This is a genomic window from Caballeronia sp. J97 (assembly GCF_905220305.1).
GTDB lineage: Bacteria > Pseudomonadota > Gammaproteobacteria > Burkholderiales > Burkholderiaceae > Caballeronia.
On record NZ_CAJMZL010000005.1, the window covers coordinates 92,761 to 118,881 of the forward strand.

21 protein-coding genes and 1 tRNA gene are annotated in these 26,121 nt (G+C 63.3%); 16 read left to right on the forward strand and 6 right to left on the reverse strand.

Annotated elements, in window-relative coordinates; translation table 11 throughout:
- Positions 1 to 237: 237 nt before the first annotated feature.
- Together otsB and otsA are read left to right on the forward strand one after the other, a co-directional pair.
- On the forward strand, positions 238 to 990 hold the full coding sequence (gene otsB, locus U4Y90_RS10140; RefSeq protein ID WP_321794433.1) for a trehalose-phosphatase: 753 nt from the start codon (positions 238 to 240) through the stop codon (positions 988 to 990).
- Positions 987 to 2,366, forward strand: a complete 1,380-nt coding sequence (otsA, locus tag U4Y90_RS10145; protein WP_321794434.1) for an alpha,alpha-trehalose-phosphate synthase (UDP-forming) — start codon at positions 987 to 989, stop codon at positions 2,364 to 2,366. The genes otsB and otsA overlap by 4 nt, the downstream gene beginning before the upstream one ends.
- 48 nt (positions 2,367 to 2,414) lie before the next feature.
- Here otsA and U4Y90_RS10150 read toward each other — a convergent pair whose 3' ends face one another.
- Positions 2,415 to 4,295 carry an ABC transporter ATP-binding protein gene (locus tag U4Y90_RS10150; RefSeq protein WP_321794435.1) on the reverse strand — a complete coding sequence of 627 codons (1,881 nt, stop codon included), beginning with the start codon at positions 4,293 to 4,295 and terminating at the stop codon, positions 2,415 to 2,417.
- A gap of 832 nt (positions 4,296 to 5,127) precedes the next feature.
- Between U4Y90_RS10150 and U4Y90_RS10155 the strand changes: the two genes are divergently transcribed.
- The 3 genes from U4Y90_RS10155 to U4Y90_RS10165 all read left to right on the forward strand — a co-directional run bounded on the left by U4Y90_RS10155 (position 5,128) and on the right by U4Y90_RS10165 (position 7,791).
- Positions 5,128 to 6,192, forward strand: a complete 1,065-nt coding sequence (locus tag U4Y90_RS10155) for a glycosyltransferase family 4 protein (protein ID WP_321794436.1) — start codon at positions 5,128 to 5,130, stop codon at positions 6,190 to 6,192.
- 220 nt (positions 6,193 to 6,412) lie between these two features.
- A complete protein-coding gene (locus tag U4Y90_RS10160; protein ID WP_321794437.1) occupies positions 6,413 to 7,243 on the forward strand; it encodes a hypothetical protein in 831 nt (276 codons plus the stop codon).
- A 74-nt stretch (positions 7,244 to 7,317) separates the two neighbouring features.
- Positions 7,318 to 7,791, forward strand: coding sequence for a DUF2214 family protein (locus U4Y90_RS10165; RefSeq protein ID WP_321794438.1), 474 nt, complete (start codon positions 7,318 to 7,320; stop codon positions 7,789 to 7,791).
- Between the two features lie 103 nt (positions 7,792 to 7,894).
- Here U4Y90_RS10165 and U4Y90_RS10170 read toward each other — a convergent pair.
- From U4Y90_RS10170 to U4Y90_RS10185, 4 genes are all read right to left on the reverse strand, one after another.
- A tRNA-Val gene (locus U4Y90_RS10170) sits at positions 7,895 to 7,969 on the reverse strand.
- Positions 7,970 to 8,038: 69 nt separating this feature from the next.
- On the reverse strand, positions 8,039 to 8,776 hold the full coding sequence (dnaQ, locus tag U4Y90_RS10175; protein ID WP_321794439.1) for a DNA polymerase III subunit epsilon: 738 nt from the start codon (positions 8,774 to 8,776) through the stop codon (positions 8,039 to 8,041).
- A gap of 18 nt (positions 8,777 to 8,794) precedes the next feature.
- The gene (rnhA, locus tag U4Y90_RS10180; RefSeq protein ID WP_321794440.1) at positions 8,795 to 9,256 is read right to left on the reverse strand and encodes a ribonuclease HI; all 462 of its coding nucleotides are present in this window, start codon (positions 9,254 to 9,256) and stop codon (positions 8,795 to 8,797) included.
- Positions 9,256 to 10,077: a class I SAM-dependent methyltransferase gene (locus tag U4Y90_RS10185; protein ID WP_321794441.1), complete on the reverse strand. Its 822-nt coding sequence runs from the start codon at positions 10,075 to 10,077 to the stop codon at positions 9,256 to 9,258. Before U4Y90_RS10185 ends, rnhA begins: the two co-directional genes overlap by 1 nt.
- Before the next feature lie 18 nt (positions 10,078 to 10,095).
- Here U4Y90_RS10185 and gloB point away from each other — a divergent pair, with 18 nt between their 5' ends.
- The 7 genes from gloB (at position 10,096) to U4Y90_RS10220 (ending at position 19,969) form a co-directional block, all read left to right on the forward strand.
- A complete protein-coding gene (gene gloB, locus U4Y90_RS10190) occupies positions 10,096 to 10,938 on the forward strand; it encodes a hydroxyacylglutathione hydrolase (RefSeq protein ID WP_321794442.1) in 843 nt (280 codons plus the stop codon).
- A 161-nt stretch (positions 10,939 to 11,099) separates the two neighbouring features.
- Positions 11,100 to 12,746 carry a transglycosylase SLT domain-containing protein gene (locus U4Y90_RS10195; RefSeq protein ID WP_321794443.1) on the forward strand — a complete coding sequence of 549 codons (1,647 nt, stop codon included), beginning with the start codon at positions 11,100 to 11,102 and terminating at the stop codon, positions 12,744 to 12,746.
- 93 nt (positions 12,747 to 12,839) lie between these two features.
- On the forward strand, positions 12,840 to 14,102 hold the full coding sequence (locus U4Y90_RS10200; protein ID WP_321794444.1) for an MFS transporter: 1,263 nt from the start codon (positions 12,840 to 12,842) through the stop codon (positions 14,100 to 14,102).
- A 333-nt stretch (positions 14,103 to 14,435) separates the two neighbouring features.
- Positions 14,436 to 15,578 (forward strand): glutamine-hydrolyzing carbamoyl-phosphate synthase small subunit, encoded by a 1,143-nt coding sequence (gene carA, locus U4Y90_RS10205; protein ID WP_321794445.1) that lies wholly within the window; start codon positions 14,436 to 14,438, stop codon positions 15,576 to 15,578.
- 30 nt (positions 15,579 to 15,608) lie between these two features.
- On the forward strand, positions 15,609 to 18,863 hold the full coding sequence (carB, locus tag U4Y90_RS10210) for a carbamoyl-phosphate synthase large subunit (protein ID WP_321794446.1): 3,255 nt from the start codon (positions 15,609 to 15,611) through the stop codon (positions 18,861 to 18,863).
- A 114-nt stretch (positions 18,864 to 18,977) separates the two neighbouring features.
- Positions 18,978 to 19,454, forward strand: coding sequence for a transcription elongation factor GreA (greA, locus tag U4Y90_RS10215; RefSeq protein WP_008342047.1), 477 nt, complete (start codon positions 18,978 to 18,980; stop codon positions 19,452 to 19,454).
- Entirely contained in the window at positions 19,454 to 19,969 is a 516-nt protein-coding gene (locus U4Y90_RS10220; RefSeq protein ID WP_321794447.1) for a DUF4149 domain-containing protein, read from the forward strand. The genes greA and U4Y90_RS10220 overlap by 1 nt, the downstream gene beginning before the upstream one ends.
- A 57-nt stretch (positions 19,970 to 20,026) precedes the next feature.
- On the opposite strand, the gene U4Y90_RS10225 is transcribed toward U4Y90_RS10220, so the two are convergent.
- Positions 20,027 to 20,566 (reverse strand): YhbY family RNA-binding protein, encoded by a 540-nt coding sequence (locus tag U4Y90_RS10225; protein ID WP_321794448.1) that lies wholly within the window; start codon positions 20,564 to 20,566, stop codon positions 20,027 to 20,029.
- Between the two features lie 286 nt (positions 20,567 to 20,852).
- Here U4Y90_RS10225 and U4Y90_RS10230 point away from each other — a divergent pair, with 286 nt between their 5' ends.
- From U4Y90_RS10230 to glmM, 4 genes are all read left to right on the forward strand, one after another.
- On the forward strand, positions 20,853 to 21,515 hold the full coding sequence (locus U4Y90_RS10230) for an RlmE family RNA methyltransferase (RefSeq protein ID WP_321794449.1): 663 nt from the start codon (positions 20,853 to 20,855) through the stop codon (positions 21,513 to 21,515).
- A 185-nt stretch (positions 21,516 to 21,700) separates the two neighbouring features.
- On the forward strand, positions 21,701 to 23,587 hold the full coding sequence (gene ftsH, locus U4Y90_RS10235; protein WP_321794450.1) for an ATP-dependent zinc metalloprotease FtsH: 1,887 nt from the start codon (positions 21,701 to 21,703) through the stop codon (positions 23,585 to 23,587).
- A gap of 252 nt (positions 23,588 to 23,839) precedes the next feature.
- Complete coding sequence (folP, locus tag U4Y90_RS10240; RefSeq protein WP_321794589.1) at positions 23,840 to 24,640, forward strand: dihydropteroate synthase; 801 nt, start codon at positions 23,840 to 23,842, stop codon at positions 24,638 to 24,640.
- A 115-nt stretch (positions 24,641 to 24,755) separates the two neighbouring features.
- Entirely contained in the window at positions 24,756 to 26,117 is a 1,362-nt protein-coding gene (gene glmM, locus U4Y90_RS10245; protein WP_321794451.1) for a phosphoglucosamine mutase, read from the forward strand.
- Positions 26,118 to 26,121 lie beyond the last annotated feature (4 nt).

Below are 26,121 nucleotides of genomic sequence, written 5' to 3' on the forward strand. Positions count from 1 at the left end.
TGAACTCTGTCGCAAAATACACGCCTTTCGCGGCGCTGCGAGCGCATCATGTCGCTGGCGGACTATTTTTGAGACGATTTGCCGCATGACTCAAGCGCGCTGAAAGGACTGTCGGCGGCGGCTGTAAGCCAGGAGCTTTCCGGATCGAAAGCCTTCGCGCGGTAAGATGCGCACGCATTGCGTCGTCCGAAGCAGGACCGCGCGCCACATCACAGGCAAACCACAGGCCAAAGATCGATGCAAATTCTTCCCGATTCCCTGTCTCTTGCCGAGACCGCCTTTTTCTTCGATTTCGACGGCACACTCGTCGAACTCGCCTCGACGCCTGACGGCATCTTCGTGCCGCGTTCGGTGCCGGACATCCTCGCCGCATTGCGACGCGCGACCAACGGCGCGGTCGCGGTCGTGTCGGGCCGCGGCATCGACAATATCGACTCGTTCCTGCAGATGGCCGATCTGCCCGTCGCGGGCATGCACGGCGCGGAACGCCGCGATTCGAACGGCGACGTGCAGCGCATCGGCTTCAACGACGAGCGGCTGCTGCGCATGGAGCACGCGCTCGAGAAAGTGGTCACCGCGAATCAGGGCATGCTGCTCGAGATCAAGGGCGCGGCGCTCGCGCTGCACTACCGCAATGCGCCGGACCGCGAGCCGGCCGCGCGCGCGGCGACCGGAAAGCTCGTCGCGGAATATGCCGACGCCTACGTGCTGCAGCCGGGCAAGATGGTCTACGAAATCAAGCCGAAGGACGTCGACAAGGGCCGCGCGGTGCGCGCGTACATGGGCGAGCCGCCGTTCACGGGCCGCAAGCCGGTGTTCATCGGCGACGATCTCACCGACGAAAAGGGCTTCGCGGTCGTGAACGAGTTCGATGGCCTGTCGATCAAGATCGGCCCGGGCGATACGGTCGCGCGCGCGCGCATCGAATCGGTGGAATTGCTGCTCGACTGGCTGCAGGTGATCGCGGGCACCGCGGGGAAGCACGCGTGAGCCGGCTGATCATCGTTTCGAATCGCGTCGCGCCGATTTCCGAAGGCGGACCCGCCGCGGGCGGGCTTGCGGTCGGCGTGTACGACGCGCTGAAGGAAACCGGCGGCATGTGGTTCGGCTGGAGCGGGGACGTGCTCACGTCTCATCCCGAAGGCATCAAGCTCGAAGAACACGGGCCGGTGACCTTCGCGACCATCGGCCTCGTGCGGCGCGATTACGACCAGTACTACCGCGGCTTTTCCAACGCGACGCTCTGGCCAGCGTTCCACTATCGGCCGGACCTGATCGAGTTCGACCGGCACGAATACGACGGCTATTGCCGCGTGAATCGCTGGCTCGCGGCGCAGCTCGCGCCGCTGCTCAAGCCCGACGACGTGATCTGGGTGCACGACTATCACCTGATTCCCTTCGCACAGGCGCTGCGCGCGCTGGGCGTGAAGAATCGCATCGGCTTCTTTCTGCACATTCCGTTTCCGGCGTCGCAGATTTTGTTGAGCGTGCCGCGTCATCGCGAGCTGGTCGAGGCGCTCTGCGCATTCGATTTGCTCGGCTTCCAGACGGAGCCGGATCTGCGCGCGTTCTGCGATTACATCGAAACGGAAGCCGTCGGCACGGTCCGGCGCGACGGCGCGAAGCCGGTCGCCGTGAGCGCGTTGGGCCAGACATTGCGCGCGGCCGCCTATCCGATCGGCGTCTATCCCGACGAGATCGCGGCGCTCGCGAAGGACGGCGAAAGCGGGCGCGACGTGGAGATCGTGAAGTCGACGCTGCACCATCGAAAGCTCGTGATGAGCGTCGATCGTCTGGACTATTCGAAGGGTCTCGTCGAGCGTTTTCGCGCGTTCGAGCGGCTGATCGAGCACGATGCGCATCAGCGCAACAACGTGTCGTTCCTGCAGATCGCGCCGCCGACGCGCTCCGATGTCGACGCGTACCGGGACATCCGCCTGCAACTCGAAGCGGAATCGGGGCGCATCAACGGCCGCTACGCCGAGCTCGACTGGACGCCGATCCGCTATATCCATCGCCAGTATGAGCGGCCCGTGCTGGCGGCGCTGTTCCGCGAGGCGCACGTCGGGCTCGTCACGCCGTTGCGCGACGGCATGAATCTCGTCGCGAAGGAATACGTGTCGGCGCAGGACCCGGACGATCCCGGCGTGCTGGTGCTGTCGCAGTTCGCGGGCGCGGCGCGCGAACTGAGCGCGGCGCTCATCGTCAATCCGCTCGATATCGACGGCATGGCCGACGCGCTCGCGGCCGCGCTCAAGATGCCTTTGAGCGAGCGAAAAGCGCGCTACCACGAAATGATGGCCCAGTTGCGCGAGAACAATGTCTCGGTCTGGCGCGACAACTTCATGCGGGATTTGAAGGCATAAAAAAGCCGCGTTCCCTGCGGGAAACGCGGCTTTTTCTGTTTGAGCCGGTCAGGCTGGCTGCTTGTGCGGCGTCGCGACGATCGACGGCACCTTGCCGTGCTGCTTCGCGAGCAGCTCGCGATACAGCCCCGGACGCTCGCGCAATTCCTGCGGCGAACCGTCGTCGATGACCTTGCCCGCGCTCATCACGATGATGCGGTCGAAGTTCTGCAGCGTCGACAGGCGGTGTGCGATCGCGATCACCGTGCGGCCGACCATCAGGCGATCGAGCGCCTGCTGAATCGCTTCTTCCGATGCGCTGTCGAGCGCGGAGGTCGCTTCGTCGAGCAGGAGAATCGGCGCATTCTTCAGGATCGCGCGCGCGATCGCGATGCGCTGGCGCTGGCCGCCCGACAGCTTCACGCCACGATCGCCTACGATCGTGTCGAAACCTTCCGGCATCGCCTCGATGAAGTCCGTGCAGCGTGCCTCGCGCGCGGCGGCGAGCACTTCCTCGCGGCTCGCGTCCGGACGTCCATAGGCGATGTTCTCGAACACCGTGCGATGGAACAGCGAAATATCCTGCGGCACGAGCGCGATGGCATGGCGCAGGCTGTCCTGCGTGATCGCGCCGATATCCTGGCCGTCGATCTTGATGCTGCCCTTTTGCGTTTCGTAGAAGCGCTGCAGGAGCGCGAGCACGGTCGATTTGCCCGCGCCCGACTTGCCGATCAGCCCGACGCGCTGACCCGGCTCGATATGCAAATGGAAGTTGTCCAGAATCGGGCGGCGGCGCGGATACGCGAACGTCACGCTATCGAAATCGACGCGGCCGCCTTGCGGCACGAGCTCCGTCGCATCCGAACGGTCCGGCATGCCGTGCGGCTCGAGCAGCGTCTGCACTGCTTCGGCGAGTCGCGCGACGTGCTGCGTCACGTCGACGAGCGCCACGGCCAGATCGCGCGTGCCGTGCAGGATCGTGAAACCGAGCGAACTGACGAGCACGATATCGCCCGACGTCGCGCGGCCTTGCGACCAGAGCCACAACGCCCAGCCGAGCAGGCCGGCGGAAAGAATCGCCGTGACGACCGCGTGGAACAGGCGCAGCTTTTCGAGGTACAGCAGGCTTTGCTGGCGCGCGACCATTTCGGCCTTCACGGTCGAGCCGAAGCGCTTCTGCTCGCGGAAGGTCATGCCGAAAGCGCGCACGAGCGCCATGTTGCCGATCACGTCGACGAGCTCACCGTCCACCGACGCCGCCTTCGACGCGAAACTGTGATGCCGCGCCGAGCCGCGCTTCGCCAGCCGATAGAGAATCAGCGCGAGGATCAGCGACGCGCACATCAGGCCCGCCGCCATCAGCGGATTGACGGACACGATCATCACGATCGCGCCCAGCACGGCGATGCACGGCGGCAGGACGTTCCACGCCATCACGTTCTCGGACGTGTAGATCGCGTTCGAGGTCGCCGTGATCCGGCTCGCGAGCATGCCGGGCTGTTTCTCGGAGAAGTACGTCGGCGAGTGGCCGGACAGATAGGAGAACAGGTCGCGTCGCAAGTCGCCGGTCACGATGACGAAAACGTGAGCGCCGACCCAGCCGCCGACCCGCCACAGCAGGTTGTCGGCGGCGATCAGCCCGACGAGGATCATGAATGCGCCCCAGAGCGGCCCGGGATGTCCGCGGCCCTGTCCGAGCACATCGATCAGATGTTTGATCGCATATTGCGAGGCGAGGGCGCAGCCGACCGCCGCGAACACGCTGAACAGCACGATGGCATGCGCGACGGGATGCCGGCGGATGTAGCGCAGCAGGAACGCGAGCGGGCGATGCGCGTAGCTCGAGAGCTTGGCATTGTGCGCGTTACGCTGGGAGACGGTGAGTTGGTCCAATGGTCTTTTTTGGTCGTAGAGCGGTTGAGCGTGTGCTGCGCCTTCGGGCGATGCCATGCGTGGTGCGCGGCAACCGGTATGCGATGCGTCGCCCGGTCCGGCGCGACTGACGTCAAGCGAGGCGACGCTGCGCCGTCTCCAGAACTGAATTGTAGCCAGTATCGCGGAGAGGCAACGCGTCTTCGGGCAAATGACGCTCGGCGCATGCGGCCTTCCGAACGTCGCCCACGGCAAAAATCGGACCGTCGCGAGCAACCTTTAGCCGACGGGCGCCCGGCTGACGGCACGGGCGCGCATTGTAAGCACATTGCACGACTTTTTGCGATCAGACGCTCGACAGGCACAGCGGGCGTCGTTCGCGGCAGCGAACGGAAAAGCATGTGTCGCGCCAGACTTCAGGTCCGATGCAATAAACCGGCAGTAGCGGCCGGCCGGGCGCTGCGAAGTGCGTGCTGCCGCCCGAGCATCGTCGAAGCCCGTGCTCAAATGTAGAACAACCTTAATAAACAGGGGTTTGCAAAATGTATCCCCCTTGTAACAAGGTAAATAAGTTGAAATGACTGCAAGCCGCGCTCTGTAAAAAGCTCCATAATTCGCTCCGGGTTTGTCCTTAGGCCATCGACAGGTTTTTGCAAGTTCCGGTCAACCGCTGACGTGGCAGTGCGTTAATTGCTGGCGCGCGACGATTATCGAGATATGGAATCGCAATTGCTTTGTCCGAACGCCTGCGCGACGAACGGTGATCGGCGACCCCGCTTTTTCACTCGAGCATCAGCCCTTGCGCCGCGGCGACCGCGCCGTGGAAAGCTTCGCCCGAGCCGAGCGATTCGCTCTCCAACGTCAACATGACAGTAGTACTTGCCTGATCTTTCATTAGGAGTTTCACGACATGCGAATCGCTCAAATCGCGCCCCTCCACGAGGCTGTTCCGCCGAAGCTGTACGGCGGCACGGAACGCGTGGTGTCTTATCTGACCGAGGCACTCGTGGATGCCGGACACGATGTCACGCTCTTCGCGAGCGGTGATTCGCAAACGTCCGCGAAGCTCGAAGCATTCTGGCCGCAGGCGCTGCGCCTCGACCCGACCATCCGTGACACGATGGCGCCGCACATGCTGCTGCTCGAAGAAGTCCGCCGCCGCGCCGACGAATTCGACGTGCTGCATTTCCACATCGACTACTATCCGTTCTCGCTGTTCGCGCGCCAGCCGGTGCCGTTCCTGACGACGATGCACGGCCGTCTCGACCTGCCCGAACTGCAGCCGATCTTCAACACGTTCAACGACGTGCCGGTCATCTCGATTTCGGACAACCAGCGTCAGCCTCTTCCGCAGGCGCACTGGCTGTCGACGGTGTACCACGGTCTGCCGGAAAACCTGCTGAAGCCGATTCCGAACGTGGAACCCGGTTATCTCGCGTTCCTCGGCCGCATCTCGCCGGAAAAGCGCGTCGATCGCGCTATCCGCATCGCGCAGGCGGCGGGCATGAAGATCAAGATCGCGGCGAAGCTCGACAAGGCGGACCGCGCGTACTACGAAGAAGAGATCAAGCCGCTCTTCGCGCTGCCGCACGTCGAGTACATCGGTGAAATCAGCGAAGCCGAGAAGACCGAGTTCCTGGGCAACGCCCATGCGCTGCTGTTCCCGATCGATTGGCCGGAGCCCTTCGGTCTCGTGATGATCGAAGCGATGGCTTGCGGTACGCCGGTGATCGCGTTCAACCGCGGTTCGGTGCCTGAAGTGATCGAGAACGGCGTGTCGGGCTTCGTCGTCGAAGACGAGCTCTCGGCGATCGCCGCTGTGAAGCGCCTCGACACGCTGCCGCGCGAGAAGGTCCGCGCAGCGTTCGAAGCGCGCTTCTCGTCGAAGGTCATGGCTGCGAACTACGTCAACGTCTACGAAGAATTGCTGCGTCAGAAGCGCCGCACGGTTCTGCGTGAAGTCAACGCGAGCTAAGTAAGTCTTGCCGCCTCGCGCGGCATCGGCTGCGAAACAACGCCCCGCGTGCCTCAAGGCATGCGGGGCGTTGTCGTAATAGCACACTTGACCATGCCTTTCGCGCGCAAGACCGCGCTATGTTTGTGAAACCTCTGACGACATCCGTAATCTCCCTATAATGACCGGGCTTCGCGCTGCGCGGAGCGGCATGCATCGTAAGTGGACAGGAGCGTTTCTTTTGGCGAGACCCAAGCAAATCAGCGCGAGCCCGTCGCCGGGCGCCGGCACCGTGTTCGCCTTGCGCGCGATCGGACTGGTGCTCGCCGCGCGCTGGGCGTTCTCGATGTCGCAAATGGGCTATCTGTCCTCGCTGCGCGCGATGACGTCGTCGCCGTGGGCGTGCGTGAATCTCGTCCTGATCTTTCTTCTGATCGTGTTGCCGGGCGCGAAGGCGCGCACGGAGCGTCCGCTGCATCCGCTGCCGCAATGGCTTCGCCAGGCGTTGCGCTTCATCGCGCTCCTGACTTTCGGCTTCGCGATGTTTTCCGTCGGCGCGTTTGTCTGGAGTTCAGGCTGGCGGCGCTTCACACAGGCGCTCGCCGAGACCAACGGCTGGCTCGTCGTCGGCCCGGCGTTGTATGCGGTCGTCATGTGGATCTGCCGGCCGCGCGCGCTCTGGCGCACGAATATCGCCGCGCGGCGCTTTGCGATCGGCCGTTACGCAATATCGCTCGATCCCGTTACGCGCACCGCGGTGGTGTGGGCGGAGAGCCGCAAGCTCGGCCAGTACGATGCGCGTGAGCTGTCGGTGAAATGGCCTGCGCCGACGCCCGATGTAGCGCCGTCCACGACGATGCTCACTCCGGCCCCCGAGCCCGCCGGTCCTTCGATCCGCGCGAGCGGCGAAGTGCGGCGCGGTCTGTTCGTGCGACGTCCGAAAGTCGAATTGTTATGGGACTCGCCGGCCGCGGCCGGGCACAATCGCACCACCGTGTTCCGCGCGCCGCTCGCCAGCGAGGGCGATCGCAATGCGGCGCGGGCGCTCGATGCGACGTTGCGCCAGGTCTGAATCGTTCGCCATCTTTTGCCTGCATAGTCCGACATTTCCGTACACGTCGTTCCCGTCTCGTCAGGGAGGAAAGGATGCTGATACGTTGGTTGCTGGCCGCGCTTCATCTTCTTGGTTTCGGTTTCGCGCTCGGCTCGGTGCTCGCGCGCGCTCGCGCGCTGCGGCGTCTCGACCCCGTCGAGTCCATTCAGGCGAATGAACTGCGTCTGCGCGACGTGTTCCGCTCGGATTCGGTGTGGGGCGTTACCGCGATCGTGTTGATCGTGACAGGCGTCATGCGCGCGTTCGGCGGATTCGAAAAGGGCGGCGCGTACTATCTGCACGAACCGCTTTTTCATCTGAAGATGACGGCGCTCGTCGTCATTCTGCTGATCGAAGTTTCACCGATGCTCGCGCTGATCCGCTGGCGCATCGCGCTGGCGCAGGGCGGCCCGATCGATCTGACGCGCGCGCGGCGCTTCGCGTGGATGAGCGATCTCGAAGCCGGACTCGTGATCGTGATGATGATCGCCGCGAGCGGAATGGCGCGGGGCGTGTGGGCTTCGTAGTTTCTACGTAGTCCGCTCTTTTGCGGACAAAATGAAAAAGGCCCAAGTCGTGAGACTTGGGCCTTTTGATCTTCGGTGCTTGTCTTTACCAACACCAGAATCCTGGTGGGTAGTACTGGGATCGAACCAGTGACCCCTGCCGTGTGAAGGCAGTGCTCTACCGCTGAGCTAACCACCCGAAGAGAAGTGAGATTATGTCAGGCGTTTCGGGTTTCGTAAAGAGCTTCTTAACGCAAACTCGAAAAAATTACGCTGGAACGGCATCGCCCTCGGCCGGAGCCGGTTCCGTGCGCCAGACGCTCGTGCCCTTGAGCGCGCGGTCGAGATCGGTCAGCACGGCTTCGTGCGCGGCGAGTTCGTCCGTGCTCGCGGCGATCACCGGCAGGTCGAGCTCGTCGAGCGCGATGCGTGACGTGGAGACCGAGCCCGAAGCAGGCTGATCGCCGAGCATGTCGATGACGAGGCTTTCCTGGCCACGCGTCATCGCGAGATAGACTTCGGCGAGCAGTTCCGAGTCGAGCAGGGCGCCATGCAGCGTGCGATGCGCGTTGCTGATGCCGAAGCGGTCGCACAGCGCGTCGAGCGAATTTCGCTTGCCGGGGAACATCTGCTTCGCCTGCGCCAGCGAGTCGATCACGCCGGCGCATGTCTCGGCGACTTTCGGCAGCCCGAGCTGCGCGAATTCCATGTCGAGAAACCCGACGTCGAAGGGCGCGTTGTGAATGATCAGTTCGGCGTCCGCGATGAAGTCGCGCAGTTGCGCGGCGATTTCCGCGAATTTCGGCTTGTCGCTCAAAAATTCGCTGGTGAGGCCGTGCACGGCGAGCGCGCCGGGATCGCTGTCGCGCTCCGGGTTCACGTAGATGTGCAGGTTGTTGCCGGTGAGCCGGCGGTTGACCAGCTCGACACAGCCGATTTCGATGATCCGGTCGCCCGTCCTCGCGTTCAGGCCGGTGGTTTCGGTGTCCAGTATCAGTTGGCGCATGATTGGCGTGTATGTCGATTAATTGTCGGCGAGCGAAGTCACACCGCGATTGGCGAGCGCATCGGCGCGTTCGTTCTCGGGATGGCCGGCGTGGCCCTTGACCCAGCGCCATTCGATCTCATGCCGGGCGACGAGGTCGTCGAGGCGCTTCCAGAGGTCCGCGTTCTTCACGGGCGTCTTCGCGGCCGTCATCCAGTTCTTTTTCTTCCAGCCGTGAATCCATTCGCTGATGCCTTTCTGCACATACTGCGAATCGGTGTGGATGATCGCGCGGCACGGGCGTTTCAATGCCTCGAGCGCGGAGATCACGGCCATCAGTTCCATGCGGTTGTTGGTGGTCGCGGGTTCTCCGCCGAACAGTTCCTTTTCCAGCGAGCCGAAGCGGAGGAGGGCGCCCCAGCCGCCGGGGCCGGGATTGCCTTTGCAGGCGCCGTCCGTGTAGATGTCGATTACCTTGTTCGAAGCAGATTCTTGAGTCATCAATGCTCGTTGCGCGTGTGAGGAGCGGCGACTGGGGCGAGGCCAGGCGCGAGCGCGGGTTTTTTCAGCTTGCGCGGGCCGATGACACGCATGCCGCGCACGCGCTTCACCGCGGTGATCATGTACGCCGCGCCGAAGATCGGCCACCAGCGGTCGCCGGCAGCTTCCATGAATTGATAGCGTTGCAGCCACTTGTCCGTGACGAGCGGAGGACGATAGCAGCCGAAGCGCCCGCGTTCAAGGTCGAATCCGAGCAGCTTGATCCAGTCCTTGATGCGCGTGAATGCGATCATCTCGTGCGCGGACGGCACGAACGGCCGTCCCGCCACCTTGCCGAGCGATTGTCGTGCGCCCCAGAGACTCAGCGAGTTGAAGCCGAGGATGATCAACTGTCCTTCGGGCAGCAGCACGCGCTCGGCTTCGCGCAGCAGCCGGTGCGGGTCCGGAGAGAATTCGAGCGTGTGTGGAAGCACGAGCAGATCCACGCTCTGCGCTTCGAAAGGCAGGTCGAGCAGATCGCACCATACCGTGCTGCGGCCATCGGGCGCGCTCGCGGCAGGAAGCGCGCTCACGCCGGGCATCGTCGCGCGCGGCGGCGTGTAGGGCGCGCTCGATGCGCTTTCGGCGTCGAGCACGAGCGCGCGCCCGGTCATGCGGTTCTCGCGGAGCGCGTCGAGTTGCGGCATGCCGAGCTGCAACGCGTGATAACCGAAGATGTCGGACACCACGTGATCGAGCTGCGCCTGCTCCCAGTCGAGCACGTAGCGGCCGGGCGCCGAGCTCGTCCAGGTGGGCCAGTCTATAATCGATCGGTCAGACATGTTCGGATTGCCGCATAGATGATCGCCATGAATTCGCTTGCCAAGAAATCGCCTGCTCAGGATGCACTCGAATACGTGCCGGTTCCGGCATTCGAGGACAACTACATCTGGCTCGTGTCGGACTCGCGCGATGCGGTCGTGGTCGACCCCGGCGACGCCGCGCCCGTCGAGGCCTATCTCGCCAAACGGGGTTGGCGGCTGACCGCTATTTTACTCACGCACCATCATCAGGACCACGTCGGCGGCGTGAAAGCGCTCATCGATAGCCGGATGGCAGAGGGTGGCCTTCCCGTGTACGGCCCGGCGGGCGAGCGCATCGAGCATCTGACCCGGCGTGTCACGGGCGGCGATACGGTGAGCATCGCGCAGCCGGCGCTCGAACTTTCCGTGATCGACGTGCCCGGCCATACGGCGGGCCACATCGCCTATTTCCAGGCGGGAGACCGGCACGGCACGCCGCATCTCTTTTGCGGCGACACGCTGTTCGCGAGCGGCTGCGGCCGTCTTTTCGAGGGCACGCCGCAGCAGATGCTCAGTTCGCTCGACGCACTCGCCGCGCTGCCGGAGAACACGCAGGTGCACTGCGCGCACGAGTACACGCTGTCGAACATCAAGTTCGCACGCGCGTGCGAGCCGGACAATGCCGCGCTGCTGCGCTGGAGCGACGATGCGCAAGCGCTGCGAGCCGCCGGCAAACCGACTCTGCCGACGACCATCGGCCACGAAAAAGCGGTGAATCCGTTCCTGCGCGCGGACGTGCCGGCGATCCACGCGACACTTTCGTCGCAGTTCGGCACGCCGGTTTCGGACCGTCTCGAAGCGTTTCGAATGATGCGCGGCTGGAAGGATAAGTTCCGCTAACCCACATTATCTGGGGTCAACTTCAACCGAAACGTTGGAATCGCTGTTAGATGCAGGATTTTGCAGGGGTTTTGCGTGCATTCTTATTGACGTCTTAAGTGCTGTTCCGTACCATCGGCTGCAAATTTCCAAGCATCATATTTTGGAAGCAGAGACGTTCCATGCGACTAACCCTTAGCGCGCTGTCCGTCCTGATGCTCGCCGCGTGCGCGAGCCAAGGGCCTACGGCGTCAGATCCGCTTTCAGCTTCAGCTACTTCCAACGCTACGCAGCAACAAGTCGCCGACACGATTCGCCGCACCGCAGCAGCCAAGGAAACCATCAACGTCGACAAGACGCCCGTCACTTCGCTCGCGGGTTCGTCCGATCTCTGGAACCGCATCCGCAGCGGCTTTCAGATTCCCGATCTGCAAAGCGACCTCGTCGACATGCAGGTCAACTGGTACGCGCAGCGGCCGGACTACGTCGAGCGCATGACCACGCGTTCGCAGAAGTATCTGTATCACATCGTCGAGGAGCTCGAGCAACGGCACATGCCGACCGAGCTGGCGCTTCTGCCTTTCATCGAATCGGCGTACAGCCCGCAGGCGCTGTCGGTCGCGAAAGCCGCGGGCATGTGGCAGTTCATGCCCGGCACCGGCCGCGACTACAACCTCAAGCAGAACATGTGGCAGGACGAGCGCCGCGACGTGCTCGCCTCGACTTCCGCCGCGCTCGACTATCTTTCGCGTCTGCACGACATGTTCGGCGACTGGCATCTCGCGCTCGCCGCATACAACTGGGGCGAGGGCAACGTGCAGCGCGCGATCGCGCGCAACGAAGCGGCGGGCTTGCCGACCGACTACGAAAGCCTGCGCATGCCCAACGAGACGCGCAACTACGTGCCGAAGCTGCAGGCAGTGAAGAACATCGTGGGCAACCCTCAGATGTACGGCCTCACGCTGCCGGACATCCCGAATCACCCGTATTTCGTGACGGTCACGACCGCGCGCGACATCGACGTGACGATGGCCGCGAAGCTCGCCGGCATGAGCGTGGAAGAATTCCGCTCGCTGAATCCATCGTTCGCGAAGCCCGTGATTCTCGGCGCAACCAATCCGCAGATTCTGCTGCCGTTCGACAACGCCGCTTCGTTCCAGCGCAATCTCTCGTCGTATTCGGGCGCGCTGTCGTCGTGGACCACGTACACCGTGACCGAGCGCTCGCGTCCGGCGGCGATCGCCGAGAAAATCGGCGTGGACGCGGACACGCTGATGTCCGTCAATCGCATTCCGGCGGGCATGCGCCTGAAGCCCGGCTCGACGATCGTCGTGCCACGCACGGACGACGACGACGAAGACATCAGCGCCGACGTCGCCGCGAACGCGATGCTCGCGATCGAGCGCGACGTGCCCGACACGCGCAGGCTCGTGATCCGCGTGCGCCGCAAGCAGTCGATCAGCACGCTGGCGGACCGCTACAACGTGTCGCCTGCGCAGGTGCGCGCATGGAACCGCACGCATGGCGAGCTGTTCATGCCGGGGCAGGTGGTCGTGTTGCACGTGCCGTACGGCCGTCCGGTGCCGGCCGAGCCGGGTCCGGCGCGTGTGGAGACGGTGGCGGCGTCGAGCCGCTCGTCGGGCGGTGTGTCGAAGATCGGCACGCGCGTGGCGGAACCGAAATCCTCGCGCGGCGGCAAGGCGCCGGCGCATTCATCGGGGAAGGTGACAAAGGTGTCGGCTTCCACGGCGTCGCATGCTGCGAAACCGGCGGCCGCGGCCAAGACCACGAAGCCGGCCGCCACGACCAAAAGCAGCAAAAAGAAATAACGCCGGCGTGCTTTCGCCGAAGCCCTAATCCACGCCGTCACCAAGGTGACGGCGTTTCCTTTTGGCGGCGCCGCTAAACTGTCGATCCAATCGATGAAGTGTGCGTTTAACATGTCGTCCACCGTTCGTCTCCGCGTTTTCTCGCTGTTCGCCGCCGGCTACTTCGTCTCGTACCTGTTCCGCGGCGTCAATCTCGGTTTCGCGCCGCTCATCACGCGCGACCTCGGCCTGTCAGGCGCCGATCTCGGTCTGCTGACCGCGCTGTACTTCATCGGCTTCGCGGCCGCGCAGATTCCCGTCGGCGTGCTGCTCGATCACTTCGGGCCAGCGCGCGTGACCGCAGGGATGCTCGTTTTCGCGGCGGCGGGCATCGGCGTGTTCGGCGCGTCGAACGGCCTCGCCGGACTGATGGCGGGGCGCTTGCTCATCGGCGTCGGGGTGTCGGTGTGTCTGGCTGCGGCGTTCAAGGCTTCGGCGCAGCATTTTCCGATATCGCGCTTACCGCTCATCAACGGATTCACGATGGCCGTCGGCGGACTGGGCGGCGTCGTCGTCGGGTCGCCGCTTTCGGCCTTGCTCCAGTTCGCGACATGGCGTCAGGTGTGCTTCGGGCTCAGCGCATTTACGCTCGTCGTCGCTGCGGCGATCGCGCTGTTCGCGCCGCGCAAGGCGGATTCGCATCATCAGGCGGACATCGTCACGCAGTTCAAGGGCACCTGGCACATCATGAAGAGCGGCGCGTTCTGGAAGATCGCGTCGTTCCCGGTCGTCACTCAGGGCGTGTTCTTCGCGATGCAGTCGCTCTGGATCCGTCCCTATCTCACCGACGTGATGAACCTCACGCCCGCGCATTCGTCCGCGATCGTTTCCGTGCTCGGTTTCGCGATGATGTTCGGCTCGGTCGGCTTCGGCGCGGCGGCGCGAAGTCTGGAGCGGCGCGGTGTCTCGGTGTACGCGTTCTGCGGCGTCGGCATGGTGCTTTTCGTCATCACGCAACTGTCGATGGTGCTGCGCGTGCCGTTGCCGCCTGCGACGCTGATCGCCGCGTACGGCGTTTTCGGCGGCACGGGCATTCTGAGTTACGCGGTCGCGGCGCATTATTTTCCGTCGCACATGGCCGGACGCGTGAATACGACGCTGACGCTCGTCATCTTCCTGCTGATCTTCGGTTTCCAGGTCGGCGTCGGCGCGATGCTCTCGCTGTGGCCGACTGAGGCGGGGCGCTATCCGGCAGCCGCGCACATCACCGTGTGGGCGGCATTGATCGCGCTCCAGGTGGCGAGCGCGATCTGGTACATGTTGCCGGGCCGCGCGCTACAAAGACGCGAAACGGAAGCGGAAAAGGCGATGCCGTAGAGGGCGGCGGCGAGGAAAGCAGACCACTCCCAAATTTGGCAGATGTGTCAAATTAACGCTATAATTCGAAGGTTTGAGCATATCAACCCGCACCCTAGCGCCTACCTCCCATTCACCGTCGTTCGCTGCGCACGAACTGCGCGCCGCACGCCGCCGATCGCCTGCTTGAATTCTCCGTTGCCACGCGCGAGCGTGCCGGTTCGAGCCACGATGCGCGCCCCGCGAGCCGCCGCTTTCACTGCGAAGGAACCCCTCGTTCTTCGAACGACGGGAGGCCAAGCCTGAATTTCGGACAGACAGGTAAGTTACAGGGTGTTCCCCAAGGAGCTTCCCGTGTTGCCGTCATTTTCCCCCGCACTTCTCGCACTTGCCGACGGCACGGTCTTTCGTGGTCAATCGATCGGCGCGCCCGGTTCGACGATCGGCGAAGTGGTGTTCAACACCGCCATCACCGGTTATCAGGAAATCCTGACCGATCCGAGCTATGCCCGCCAGATCGTCACGCTGACCTATCCGCACATCGGCAACTACGGCGTGAACGCCGAAGACGTCGAAGCCACCAAAGTCCATGCCGCCGGCCTCATCATCCGCGATCTGCCGGTGCTCGCATCCAACTTCCGTTCCGAGCAGACGCTCTCCGACTATCTGAAGGCGCAGGGCGTCGTCGCGATCTCGGGCATCGACACCCGCAAGCTCACGCGCATCCTGCGCGACAAGGGCGCGCAGAACGGCTGCATTCTCGCTGGCAGCGACGACGAAGCAAAGGCGCTCGGCCTCGCGCGCTCGTTCCCGGGGCTCGCCGGCATGGACCTCGCAAAGGTCGTATCGACGGAAGAGCGCTACGAATGGACGCAGACCGAATGGCGTCTCGGCAGCGGCTACGGCAAGCAGGAAGCGCCGAAGTTCCGCGTCGTCGCGTTCGATTTCGGCGTCAAGTACAACATCCTGCGCATGCTCGCCGAACGTGGTTGTCACGTGACCGTGCTGCCGGCGCAATCGAGCGCGGCTGACGCGCTCGCGCTCAATCCGGACGGCATCTTCCTGTCGAACGGCCCCGGCGATCCGGAACCGTGCGACTACGCGATCGCCGCGACGCGCGAATTCATCGAGCGCGGCATTCCCACCTTCGGCATCTGTCTCGGCCATCAGATCATGGGTCTCGCCGTCGGCGCGAAGACCATGAAAATGAAGACCGGCCACCACGGCGCGAATCATCCGGTGAAGGACATGGAAGACGGCCGCGTGGTGATCACGTCGCAGAACCACGGTTTCGCGGTCGATGCCGCGACGCTGCCCGCCAACGCGAAGGTTACGCACGTCTCGCTCTTCGACGGCACGCTGCAAGGCTTCGCGCTCACGGACAAGCCCGCGTTCTGCTTCCAGGGTCACCCGGAAGCGTCGCCCGGCCCGCACGACATCGCGTATCTGTTCGACCGCTTCATCAAGCTGATGGAGTCGGCGAAGGTCGCCGCCTAAAAGTACCGAACATATATATCGAGAGCAGTTATGCCGAAGCGCACAGACATCAAGAGCATTCTCATCATCGGCGCGGGCCCGATCATCATCGGCCAGGCGTGCGAGTTCGATTATTCGGGCGCGCAAGCATGTAAAGCGCTGCGTGAGGAAGGCTACAAGGTCATCCTCGTCAACAGCAATCCGGCGACGATCATGACCGATCCGAACACGGCCGACGTCACGTATATCGAGCCGATTTCGTGGGAAGTGGTCGAACGCATCATCGCGAAGGAGCGCCCGGACGCGATCCTGCCGACCATGGGCGGACAGACCGCGCTCAATTGCGCGCTCGACCTGTTCCATCACGGCGTGCTGGAGAAGTACAAGGTCGAGTTGATCGGCGCGTCGCCGGAAGCGATCGACAAGGCGGAAGACCGCCAGAAGTTCAAGGACGCGATGACGAAGATCGGCCTCGGTTCGGCCAAGTCGGGCATCGCGCATTCGATGGAAGAGGCGCTCGCCGTGCAGCAGCAGATCGCGGAAGCGACCGGCAGCGGCGGGTATCCGACCGTCATTCGTCCGTCGTTCACGCTGGGCGGCTCGGGCGGCGGCATCGCGTACAACAAGGAAGAGTTCGAGGAAATCTGCCGTCGCGGCCTCGATCTTTCGCCGACGCGCGAACTGCTGATCGAAGAATCGCTGCTCGGCTGGAAAGAGTACGAGATGGAAGTCGTCCGCGACAAGAAGGACAACTGCATCATCGTGTGCTCGATCGAGAACCTCGACCCGATGGGCGTGCACACCGGCGACTCGATCACCGTCGCGCCCGCGCAAACGCTCACCGACAAGGAATATCAGGTGCTGCGTAACGCGTCGCTCGCCGTGCTGCGCGAGATCGGCGTGGATACGGGCGGCTCGAACGTGCAGTTCGCGATCAACCCGAAGGACGGCCGCATGGTCGTCATCGAGATGAATCCGCGTGTGTCGCGCTCGTCGGCGCTGGCGTCGAAGGCGACGGGCTTCCCGATCGCGAAGGTCGCCGCGAAGCTCGCGTGCGGCTACACGCTCGACGAACTCAAGAACGAAATCACCGGCGGCCAGACGCCGGCATCGTTCGAACCGACGATCGACTATGTCGTGACCAAGGTGCCGCGCTTCGCGTTCGAGAAATTCCGCGAAGCCGATTCGCGCCTGACGACGCAGATGAAGTCCGTCGGCGAAGTGATGGCGATGGGCCGCACGTTCCAGGAATCGTTCCAGAAAGCGCTGCGCGGTCTGGAAGTGGGCGTCGATGGTCTCGATGAAAAGACCACGAGCCGCGACGAAGTCATCCGCGAGATCGGCGAGCCGGGTCCGGACCGCATCTGGTATCTCGGCGACGCGTTCCGTCTCGGCCTGACGATGGAAGAGATCTTCGAAGAGACTTCGATCGATCCGTGGTTCCTCGCGCAGATCGAACAGATCATCCTGAAGGAAAAGGCACTCGAAGGCCGCACGCTCGAAAGCCTCACGAAGGACGAACTGCTGTATCTGAAGAAGAGCGGCTTTTCGGATCGCCGTCTCGCGAAACTCACGGGTTCGGCACAAGCCGACGTGCGCAAGAAGCGCCACGAAATGAAGGTGCGTCCGGTCTATAAGCGCGTCGACACGTGCGCGGCCGAATTCGCGACGAAGACCGCGTACATGTACTCGACCTACGAGGAAGAGTGCGAAGCGAATCCGACCGACAAAAAGAAGATCATGGTGCTGGGCGGCGGCCCGAACCGGATCGGGCAGGGCATCGAGTTCGACTATTGCTGCGTGCACGCCGCGCTCGCGATGCGCGAGGACGGCTATGAAACGATCATGGTCAACTGCAACCCGGAAACCGTGTCGACCGACTACGACACGTCCGATCGTCTGTACTTCGAATCGCTGACGCTGGAAGACGTGCTCGAAATCGTCGATCTGGAAAAACCGGTCGGCGTGATCGTCCAGTACGGCGGCCAGACGCCGCTGAAACTCGCGCTCGATCTCGAAGCGAACGGGGTGCCGATCATCGGCACGTCGCCGGACATGATCGATGCCGCCGAAGACCGCGAGCGTTTCCAGAAACTGCTGAAGGATCTCGATCTGCGTCAGCCGCCGAATCGCACCGCGCGCGCGGAAGACGAGGCGCTGAAGCTCGCGGAAGAGATCGGTTATCCGCTCGTCGTGCGCCCGTCGTACGTGCTCGGCGGCCGCGCAATGGAAATCGTCCACGAGCCGCGCGATCTCGAACGCTACATGCGCGAGGCCGTGAAGGTGTCGAACGATTCGCCGGTGCTGCTCGACCGCTTCCTGAACGACGCGATCGAATGCGACGTCGACTGCATCTCCGATGGCGACGACGTGTTCATCGGCGGCGTGATGGAGCACATCGAACAGGCGGGCGTGCACTCGGGCGACTCGGCCTGCTCGCTGCCGCCGTACTCGTTGTCGAAGGAAACCGTCGACGAGCTGAAGCGGCAAACCGCCGCAATGGCGAAGGCGCTGAACGTCGTCGGCCTGATGAACGTGCAGTTCGCAATCCAGCAAGTTCCGCAGGACGACGGCTCGAAGAAGGACATCATCTACGTGCTGGAAGTGAACCCGCGCGCATCGCGCACGGTGCCGTACGTGTCGAAGGCGACGGGCCTGCCGCTCGCGAAGATCGCCGCGCGCGCGATGGTCGGTCAGAAGCTCAAGCAGCAGGGCGTGACGAAGGAAGTGATTCCGCCGTACTTCAGCGTTAAGGAAGCCGTGTTCCCGTTCGTCAAGTTCCCGGCGGTCGACCCGGTCCTCGGACCGGAAATGCGTTCGACCGGCGAAGTGATGGGCGTGGGCCGCACCTTCGGCGAAGCGCTCTTCAAGTCGCAACTGGCGGCGGGCTCGCGCCTGCCGGAATCGGGCACGGTGCTCTTGACCGTGATGGACGCCGACAAGCCGAAGGCCGTCGAAGTCGCGCAGATGCTGCACGAACTCGGCTATCCGATCGTCGCGACCAAGGGCACGGCGGCTGCGATCGCCGCGGCGGGCGTGCCGGTGAAGGTCGTCAACAAGGTGAAGGACGGGCGTCCGCACATCGTCGACATGATCAAGAACGGCGAGATCGCGCTCGTCTTCACGACCGTCGACGAAACGCGCGCCGCCATCGCCGATTCGCGCTCCATCCGCATGAGCGCGCAGGCCAACAAGGTCACGTACTACACGACCATGTCGGGCGCGCGCGCGGCGGTCGAAGGGCTGCGTTATCTCCGCGATCTGGAAGTCTATGATTTACAAGGGCTGCACGCTCGCCTAAACTAAGGCTTCGATTACAGGTCTAAGCATCACGAGCCGCGGTTAAGCGGCGTCTCCTACTCGGTGGGAGATGCGCTTAACCGCGGTAATTTTTTTGACGAAATTGTTTGTGAGTGGTCTATGAGCACGATTCCTTTGACGAAGCGCGGCGCGGAGTTGCTGCGCGACGAATTGCAACGCCTGAAGGCCGTGGAGCGTCCGGCGGTCATCAATGCGATCGCGGAGGCGCGCGCGCAAGGCGACTTGTCGGAGAACGCGGAATACGATGCCGCAAAGGAAAAGCAGGGATTCATCGAGGGCCGCATCGCGGAAATCGAGTCGAAGCTCGCTGCCGCGCAAGTGATCGATCCGACCCAGGTCGAAGCGGAAGGGCGCGTGGTGTTCGGCGCGACCGTGGAACTCGAGGATCTGGAGTCGGGCGACATGGTCACGTATCAGATCGTCGGCGATGACGAGGCCGACATCGATCACGGCCTCATCTCCGTGAGCTCGCCGATCGCGCGTGCGCTCATCGCGAAGTCGGAAGGCGACGTGGCATCGGTGCAGGCGCCTAGCGGCGCGCGCGAATACGAAATCATCGCGGTTCGCTACGTCTGATGGAGCACCGGCTCTTTCGCACCATCAGCATGGTCTGGGTCGGCAGCTTGCTGACCCTCGGCCTCGTTGCCGCGCCCGTCCTCTTTTCGATGCTCGACCGCACGTCGGCGGGCTCGGTCGCGGCGCAACTCTTCCGGATCGAAGCGATCATCGGGGTGATCAGCGCGCTCGCGCTGATTCTCATCGGCAATCGCTTCGTGAAGAGCGGCATCGTCGACTACAAACGGGTGCGGTGGATCGTCGCGGTGATGCTCGTGTGCGTGCTGATCGGCTACTTCGCCTTGCAGCCCTTCATGAACTCGCTGCGCATGGCCGCGCAGGAATCAGGCACCGATCTCGCGAGTTCGCCGTACGCGAAGGAGTTCGGCGTGCTGCACGGAATATCGAGCGCGATCTATCTGATCGAATGCCTGTTCGGCATTGCGCTGGTTTGGCGCTTGCCCGGCGCGGCGCCGGCCAAGATCGTGCCGAAGAGCAAATCGGCCAAGGTGGCGGCGAAACGCGCGCGAAGCTGAATCGCAAGCCTGATACGACGGCGCGTGCGTTTCATCGGAAACGCACGCGCCGTTTGATCATTTGACCGCCTGATGCTGTCGCTTCGCGCTGGTCTGACGCTTCTTCGCGCGCTTCACGTTACCGCCGGCCGTGACCCGCTCGTTGCCCAGCACTTTCAGTGTCTGCTTCTTGGGCTTCTTGAATGCAGGTGCATCGCGCGTGATTTTCACGGCTTTGACGACGCGCGGCGCGCGGCCTTTCGTCGAACGTTCCTCGGCGGCTTCTCCGGCGCTCGGCGGCATCGTACTGCGCGTGCGGGTGGCGCGGCTTTTCGGGGCGGCGCCTTCGGGTCTCCAGATCACGAGCAGCTTGCCGATATGCTGGACAGGCGCGGCGTTCAGGCGATCGCAGATTTCGTCGTAGACGGCGACGCGCGCTTCGCGTTCGTCGCCGAACACACGGACCTTGATGAGCTGGTGCGCTTCGAGGTGCACGTTGATCTCTTTCAGCACGGCATCGGTCAGACCCTCCGCGCCGACGAGCACGACGGGCTTGAGCGCATGGGCCTGGGAGCGCAGATCGGCGCGCTCGACGGGGGAGAGTTTAAGAGCTGGCATGAGAAATTTGGGACTCGACTAAAATGTGGGCGGCGTAAGGATGATTGTGCGCGAGGCGGTGTGGACACGCCGACGCGAAAGCGCTCGGCTTGCGCCGGATCTGCGGCGCATCGATCGCGCCACTGCCCACCAGAAACAGAAGAGGCCGGATGCCCGGGTTTCGGAGCGCAAAAGCACCGAGGACCGGTCCGGCCGACAAGACGCGTATTATCCGCTAAAAGCCTCGCGCGATGCAGCAAAATACGCACCGGGCGCGCTGACTGCGCGCCACATGAGCTCAGTTTGAATGGCAAAGAACCGTTTTAATCATTCGTGGTTGCACGACCACATCAACGATCCCTACGTGAAGATGGCGCAGCGCGAGGGCTATCGCGCGCGCGCGGCGTACAAGCTGAAGGAAATCGACGAGCAGGACAAGCTCATCAAGCCGGGGCAGGTCATCGTCGATCTCGGCTCGACGCCCGGCAGCTGGAGCCAGTACGCGCGCAACAAGCTCGCGCTGGGCGCGAAGCGCGACGCCGAGCGTCAGGGCGGCATCGACGGCACGATCATCGCGCTGGATATTCTGCCGATGGAGCCGATTGCGGACGTCACGTTCATTCAGGGTGACTTCCGCGAGGACGAGGTGCTCGCGCAGCTCGATGAAATCGTCGGCGAGCGTCAGGTGGACCTTGTAATTTCCGACATGGCCCCCAACCTCTCAGGCGTGGCGAGTGCGGATGCCGCGCGCATCGAGCATCTCTGCGATCTGGCGCTGGAGTTCGCGCAGAACCATCTGAAACCGGACGGTGCGCTGCTGGTCAAATGTTTTCACGGCAGCGGATATAGCCAGATCGTCGAGAAGTTCAAGCACCAGTTCAAAGTGGTTGCGCCGCGCAAACCCAAGGCCTCTCGCGACAAATCGTCGGAGACTTTTATTCTCGGGCGGCGGCTCAAGCATCCGAACTGACCGGCCGGCTCAAGGGATTCGGCGAAATTCTGCGATATTTTCGCGGATTATGCCGAAAAAGGTCCGTCTTCCGCTATATGTGCGGTAGATAAACCTTATGGCAGGTGTTAGCGGTCTGGATTAGAATGCTTTCGTGGCGTCGCAAGGTTCATGTAGGCGCCCGTCTATGAGTGAGGAGTGGTGCTTTGAACAACAATATGTTCTCTAAAGCGGCAGTGTGGCTCGTGATCGCACTGGTGCTGTTTACGGTGTTCAAGCAGTTCGATAAGCCCCGCGTCCAGGAAGGTGTGTCCTATTCGCAGTTCATGGACGACGCGAAGAACGGCAAAGTCAAGAACGTCACCGTTCAGGGCCGCAATCTAACGGTCACTCCGAGCGACGGCCAGAAATACCAGATCGTGTCGCCCGGCGACATCTGGATGGTCGGCGATCTGATGAAATATGGCGTTCAGGTCAGCGGCAAGGCTGACGATGAACCGAATGCGCTCGTCTCCGCGCTCTATTACCTCGGGCCGACGATCCTGATCATCGGCTTCTGGTTTTACATGATGAGGCAGATGCAGGGAGGCGGCAAAGGCGGGGCGTTTTCTTTCGGCAAGTCGCGAGCGCGGCTGATCGACGAGAACAACAACGCAATCAATTTCACCGACGTCGCGGGCTGCGACGAAGCGAAGGAAGAAGTCTCCGAACTGGTGGACTTCTTGCGCGATCCGCAGAAATTCCAGAAGCTGGGCGGTCGCATTCCGCGCGGCGTGCTGCTGGTCGGCCCTCCGGGTACGGGTAAGACGCTGTTGGCGCGCGCCATTGCGGGCGAAGCGAAGGTGCCGTTCTTCAGCATCTCGGGTTCGGACTTCGTGGAAATGTTCGTCGGTGTCGGCGCGGCTCGCGTGCGCGACATGTTCGAGCAGGCGAAGAAGCATGCGCCGTGTATCGTGTTCATCGACGAAATCGACGCTGTCGGCCGCCATCGTGGCGCCGGCATGGGCGGCGGAAACGACGAGCGCGAGCAGACGCTGAATCAGATGCTTGTCGAGATGGACGGCTTCGAGGCGAACTCCGGCGTCATCGTGATCGCCGCGACGAACCGTTCCGACGTGCTCGACAAGGCGCTGCTGCGCCCGGGCCGTTTCGACCGCCAGGTTTATGTCGGTCTGCCGGATATCCGTGGCCGCGAGCACATCATGAAGGTGCACCTGCGCAAGGTGCCGATCGCGAACGACGTGGACGCTTCGGTCATCGCACGCGGCACGCCGGGTTTTTCGGGCGCGGATCTTGCGAACCTCGTGAACGAAGCTGCGCTGTTCGCGGCGCGCCGAGGCAAGCGCATCGTCGAAATGCAGGACTTCGAGGACGCAAAGGACAAGATCTTCATGGGTCCGGAGCGCAAGTCGGCTGTGATGCGTGAAGAAGAGCGTCGAAATACGGCGTACCACGAATCCGGTCACGCGGTGGTAGCGAAGCTGCTGCCGCATGCCGACCCGGTGCACAAAGTCACGATCATGCCGCGCGGCTGGGCGCTGGGCGTGACCTGGCAGCTGCCTGAGCATGATCGCGTGAATCTGTATCGCGACAAGATGCTCGAGGAAATCGCAATTCTGTTCGGTGGCCGGGCAGCGGAAGAAGTGTTCCTGAACTCGATGTCCACCGGCGCTTCGAACGACTTCGAGCGCGCGACGAAGATGGCTCGCGACATGGTGACGCGTTACGGCATGTCGGATGTGCTCGGCACGATGGTCTACGTCGATACCGAAGAAAACGGCATGTTCGGCAAGATGGGCGCGAAGTCGGTGTCCGAAGCCACGCAACAGAAGGTCGATGCGGAAATCCGCCGCATTCTGGACGAGCAATACGCGCTCGCCCGCAAGCTGCTGGAAGACAATCGCGACAAGGTCGAAGCGATGACCAAGGCGCTGCTCGAGTGGGAAACGATCGACGCCGACCAGATCGGCGACATCATGTCGGATCGTCCGCCGCGTCCGCCGAAGAACATGCCGCCTCCGTCGGGCGATACGCCGTCGGGTGGCAGCAGCGGCAATGAGGTCAAGCCGGGCAACGCGCCGGCAACGGCCTGAGTATCCTGCATGAGTTCATGGGCCGGTGTGCACTGCACGCCGGCCCATTTTCACTTTATGGCCTCCGTTTTAATGAGGTGCTGAACTTGACGCCAGATGGCCTCTGATTTCGATCTTGGCCGAACCGGGCGTCGACTTCGTTTCCGTTCCCCGTTTCGTTCTACTCGCTTGACCACATCAATCTCATCCCCGCATTCAGCAGCGCCGTTTCAGTGCGGACGCTTCACGCTGACGTTCGAACGCCCGCTCGTCATGGGCATTCTCAACATTACGCCGGACTCGTTTTCGGACGGCGGCCGTTTCGTCGCCCGCGACGCCGCCCTCGCGCGCGCCGAGCAGATGCTTGCCGAAGGCGCCGACATGATCGATATCGGCGGCGAATCCACACGTCCGGGTGCGCCGCCCGTGCCGCTCGACGAAGAGCTGGAGCGCGTCGTACCGATCGTCGAGGCGCTGCGCGGCATGCGTGTTCCGCTTTCCGTCGATACCTACAAGCCCGCCGTGATGCGCGCCGCGCTCGACGCCGGTGCGGACATGATCAACGACATCTGGGGGCTGCGTCAGGAAGGCGCCGTCGACGCGGTGAAGGACAGCAACTGCGGGCTATGCGTGATGCACATGCTCGGGGAGCCGCGCACGATGCAACTCCACGACCCGGTGTACGAGGACGTCGTCGCCGAGGTGCGGGCATTCTTCGCGGCGCGCGTCGCGGCGCTCGCCCATGCGGGCATTGTGGCCGAGCGCGTCAGTCTCGATCCGGGTTACGGCTTCGGGAAGACCGTCGAGCATAATTATTCGTTGCTCGCGAATCTGACGGCTACGTCGCCTGCCGGGACGAATTTTCCGTTGCTCGCGGGCATGTCGCGCAAGTCGATGCTCGGTGCAGTCACCGGGCGCGGTGCAGGCGAACGGCTCGCCGCGAGTGTCGCCGCTGCGGTCTGTGCGGCCGAGCGTGGTGCGGCGATCATCCGCGTTCACGATGTCGCCGAGACCGTCGATGCGCTGAAAGTCTGGCAGGCCACAAAGAATGCGGCTCGGAATGGGCATTATTGACACCTGGCCTCATTCATCAGGAATTTAGGCGCAGGCGCGCGCCGATAGAACTCATTAACTATAAATCGCGGACCGATAAGAGGCGCCCTATGGTCGCGAGGAGGGTCAAGTAATAATGGCACGCCAATATTTCGGAACAGATGGCATCCGCGGTCGCGTCGGCGTCGCGCCGATCACGCCGGATTTCGTACTCAAGCTCGGCTATGCGGCCGGGAAGGTGCTCGCGGGCGCTGATCGCGCGCAGCAGAAAAAGGGCAATCGCCCGACGGTGCTGATCGGCAAGGACACGCGCGTATCGGGCTACATGCTCGAAGCGGCGCTGGAGTCGGGTTTCTCGGCGGCGGGCGTCGACGTCATGCTGGCCGGCCCGATGCCGACGCCGGGCGTCGCGTATCTGACGCGCGCGCTGCGGCTGTCGGCGGGTGTCGTGATCAGCGCGTCGCACAATCCGTACAACGACAACGGCATCAAGTTCTTTTCCGCGGACGGCAACAAGCTGCCCGACGAAGTCGAACTCGAAATCGAGCGCCAACTCGAGCAACCGATGGAATGCGCGCCGTCCGAGCGTCTCGGCAAGGCGCGGCGTCTGGACGATGCAGGCGGACGCTACATCGAATTCTGCAAGAGCACGTTCCCCGCGAGCTTCGACCTGCGCGGGCTGAAGCTCGTCGTCGATTGCGCGCACGGCGCAGCGTACGACGTCGCGCCGCACGTTTTCCACGAGCTCGGCGCCGAAGTCGTGTCGATCGGCGTGTCGCCGAACGGCTTCAACATCAACGATGGCGTGGGCGCGACCGCCCCGGACGCGCTCGTGCGCGCGGTGGTCGAGCATGAGGCCGATATCGGCATCGCGCTCGATGGCGACGCGGATCGCCTGCAGATCGTCGATTCGTCCGGCCGTCTCTATAACGGCGACGAACTGCTCTATGTGCTGGTCAAGGATCGCATCGCGACCGATGGCAAGGTGGAAGGCGCGGTCGGCACGCTGATGACGAACATGGCCGTTGAAGTGGCGCTGAAGGAGGCGGGCGTGCAGTTCGTGCGCGCGGCGGTCGGCGACCGCTATGTGCTCGAGAAACTGCGCGAGAACGGCTGGCTGCTGGGCGCGGAAGGCTCGGGGCACATCCTGTCGCTGGATCGTCATTCGACCGGCGACGGCATCGTCTCCGCGCTGCTCGTGCTGGCGGCCATCCAGCGCAGCGGCAAGTCGCTCGCCGAGTTGCTCCACGGCGTCAGCCTGTTCCCGCAGAAGCTGATCAACGTGCGCATGAGTTCGGGCGCGGACTGGAAAGGCAGCGACGCGATTCGTCGCGCAGTCGAGCAAGCCGAGCAATCGCTCCAATCACACGGGCGGGTCTTGATTCGCGCATCGGGAACCGAGCCGGTCCTGCGTGTGATGGTAGAAGCCTCGGCGCAGCAGGATGCGGTTCGTTACGCGGAAACGATTGCGCAGGTGGTGAAAGAAGCGACTTCGTAGCCGT